Annotated in this window: 1 tRNA gene and 2 rRNA genes; all 3 read left to right on the forward strand. The window is 52.6% G+C overall.

The annotated features are described in order from the left end of the window. The first annotated feature begins 122 nt into the window (after positions 1 to 122). A 23S ribosomal RNA gene (locus tag LOM8899_RS22735) occupies positions 123 to 2,957 on the forward strand. A gap of 111 nt (positions 2,958 to 3,068) precedes the next feature. Further along, a 5S ribosomal RNA gene (gene rrf / locus LOM8899_RS22740) occupies positions 3,069 to 3,183 on the forward strand. A gap of 61 nt (positions 3,184 to 3,244) precedes the next feature. Further along, a tRNA-Met gene (locus tag LOM8899_RS22745) sits at positions 3,245 to 3,321 on the forward strand.

Genomic DNA, 3,321 nt, shown 5'->3' on the forward strand with positions numbered 1-3,321 from the left:
TGCAACATGCCTCAGTTGCCGAACCAGCGGCTGAGGTGGGAAAAAGTATGACTTTTGATTCAAGATCGGCGGCGAACAAAAGGACCGTCGATCGCAGTTAGAGCCTTGCTCTTTCTGGATCAAATCAAGCGCGAAAAGGGCGTTTGGTGGATGCCTTGGCAGTAAGAGGCGATGAAGGACGTGATACTCTGCGATAAGTCATGGGGAGCTGAGAATAAGCTTTGATCCATGAATTTCCGAATGGGGCAACCCACCTGATACTGTGTTATTATTGCTCTTCGGGGCAGCTAATAATGCGGTAAACCAGGTATTTTTAGGCTGAATATATAGGCTTAAAAAGGCAAACCCGGGGAACTGAAACATCTAAGTACCCGGAGGAAAGGAAATCAATAGATACTCCCCTAGTAGCGGCGAGCGAACGGGGACCAGCCGAGCGATGAGAGTGAATAGAAGTAGCTGGAAAGCTACACCATAGTGGGTGACAGTCCCGTATATGAAGCTCAATTCGACGTATTAAGTAGGGCGGGACACGTGAAATCCTGTCTGAACATCGGAGGACCACCTTCGAAGGCTAAGTACTCCTTACTGACCGATAGCGAACCAGTACCGTGAGGGAAAGGTGAAAAGCACCCCGACGAGGGGAGTGAAACAGTACCTGAAACCGAACGCCTACAATCAGTTGGAGGGCCCTTGCGGCCTGACAGCGTACCTTTTGTATAATGGGTCATCGACTTGGTCTATCTAGCAAGCTTAAGCCGTTAGGTGTAGGCGCAGCGAAAGCGAGTCTTAATAGGGCGCATGAGTTAGATGGATCAGACCCGAAACCGAGTGATCTAGGCATGTCCAGGATGAAGGTAAGGTAACACTTACTGGAGGTCCGAACCCACACCTGTTGAAAAAGGTCGGGATGAGGTGTGCCTAGGGGTGAAAGGCCAATCAAACTCGGAGATAGCTGGTTCTCTGCGAAATCTATTTAGGTAGAGCGTCATCCGTATGCCCTCGGGGGTAGAGCACTGGATGGGTAATGGGGCCCCACAGGCTTACTGATCCTAACCAAACTCCGAATACCGAGGAGCACTAGATGGCAGACACACAGCGGGTGCTAACGTCCGTTGTGGAGAGGGAAACAACCCTGACCTACAGCTAAGGCCCCTAATTCATGGCTAAGTGGGAAAGCAGGTGGGACGACCAAAACAACCAGGAGGTTGGCTTAGAAGCAGCCATCCTTTAAAGATAGCGTAACAGCTCACTGGTCTAAATAAGTTGTCCTGCGGCGAAGATGTAACGGGGCTCAAGCCATGAGCCGAAGCTTAGGATGTGGAGCAATCCACGTGGTAGCAGAGCGTAGTGTGACATAATCTCATGTCTCTTCAGCGGGTTCGCCCGTTCAGGAGACGCGAGATTTTCTGTGAAGCCGGCCTGTGAGGGATCCGGTGGAGAGATCACTAGTGAGAATGATGACATGAGTAGCGACAAAGGGAGTGAGAGACTCCCTCGCCGAAAGTCCAAGGGTTCCTGCTTAAAGCTAATCTGAGCAGGGTAAGCCGACCCCTAAGGCGAGGCCGAAAGGCGTAGTCGATGGGAACCAGGTTAATATTCCTGGGCCAGATGGAAGTGACGGATCTCGAAGGTAGTTCATCCTTATCGGATTGAATGGGCTGCTGAGAGGTTCCTGGAAATAGCTCCATCGCAAGATCGTACCCTAAACCGACACAGGTGGACTGGTAGAGAATACCAAGGCGCTTGAGAGAACTATGTTGAAGGAACTCGGCAAAATACCTCCGTAAGTTCGCGAGAAGGAGGCCCGGTTAGAACGCAAGTTTTGGCCGGGGGCACAAACCAGGGGGTGGCGACTGTTTACTAAAAACACAGGGCTCTGCGAAGTCGCAAGACGACGTATAGGGTCTGACGCCTGCCCGGTGCCTGAAGGTTAAAAGGAGGAGTGCAAGCTCCGAATTGAAGCCCAGGTAAACGGCGGCCGTAACTATAACGGTCCTAAGGTAGCGAAATTCCTTGTCGGGTAAGTTCCGACCTGCACGAATGGCGTAACGACTTCCCCGCTGTCTCCAACATAGACTCAGCGAAATTGAATTGCCGGTCAAGATGCCGGCTTCCCGCGGTTAGACGGAAAGACCCCATGCACCTTTACTACAGCTTCACACTGGCATCAGGCCATGCATGTGCAGGATAGGTGGTAGGCTTTGAAGCAGGGACGCCAGTCTCTGTGGAGCCTCCCTTGAGATACCACCCTTGCATTGCTTGATGTCTAACCGCGGTCCGTTATCCGGATCCGGGACCCTGTGTGGTGGGTAGTTTGACTGGGGCGGTCGCCTCCCAAACAGTAACGGAGGCGCGCGAAGGTTGGCTCAGAGCGGTCGGAAATCGCTCGTTGAGTGCAATGGCATAAGCCAGCCTGACTGCGAGACTGACAAGTCGAGCAGAGTCGAAAGACGGCCATAGTGATCCGGTGGTCCCGAGTGGAAGGGCCATCGCTCAACGGATAAAAGGTACGCTGGGGATAACAGGCTGATGGTGCCCAAGAGTCCATATCGACGGCACCGTTTGGCACCTCGATGTCGGCTCATCTCATCCTGGGGCTGGAGCAGGTCCCAAGGGTATGGCTGTTCGCCATTTAAAGAGGTACGTGAGCTGGGTTTAGAACGTCGTGAGACAGTTCGGTCCCTATCTTCCGTGGGTGTAGGATACTTGAGAGGAGTTGCCCCTAGTACGAGAGGACCGGGGTGAACGATCCACTGGTGGACCAGTTGTCGTGCCAACGGCAGTGCTGGGTAGCTATGATCGGAAAGGATAACCGCTGAAGGCATCTAAGCGGGAAGCCCCCCTCAAAACAAGGTATCCCTGAGAGCCGAGGTAGACCACCTCGTCGATAGGCCAGAGATGTAAGCGCAGCGATGCGTTCAGTTGACTGGTACTAATTGCTCGATAGGCTTGATTTGATCCAGTAACAGCAAGACTGTTACAAGGCGTTTGGAGACAAACACCCATGATCAAAGTCGTACACACCAAGACGAAGAAATGTCTTGGCTTGGAAAACGCGTTTTTCTCGGTCTGGTGGTAATAGCGCGAGCAAAACACCCGATCCCATCCCGAACTCGGCAGTTAAGTGCCGTTGCGCTGATGGTACTGCGTCTTAAGACGTGGGAGAGTAAGTCACTGCCAGACCTAGTAAAACGCGTTCAGAGCAAAATAAGCTCTGTTATTCTCTCTATCGATGACATCCTGTCGCGGGATGGAGCAGCCCGGTAGCTCGTCAGGCTCATAACCTGAAGGTCGCAGGTTCAAATCCTGCTCCCGCAACCA

This window comes from Flavimaricola marinus, from assembly GCF_900184895.1.
Lineage (GTDB): Bacteria > Pseudomonadota > Alphaproteobacteria > Rhodobacterales > Rhodobacteraceae > Flavimaricola > Flavimaricola marinus.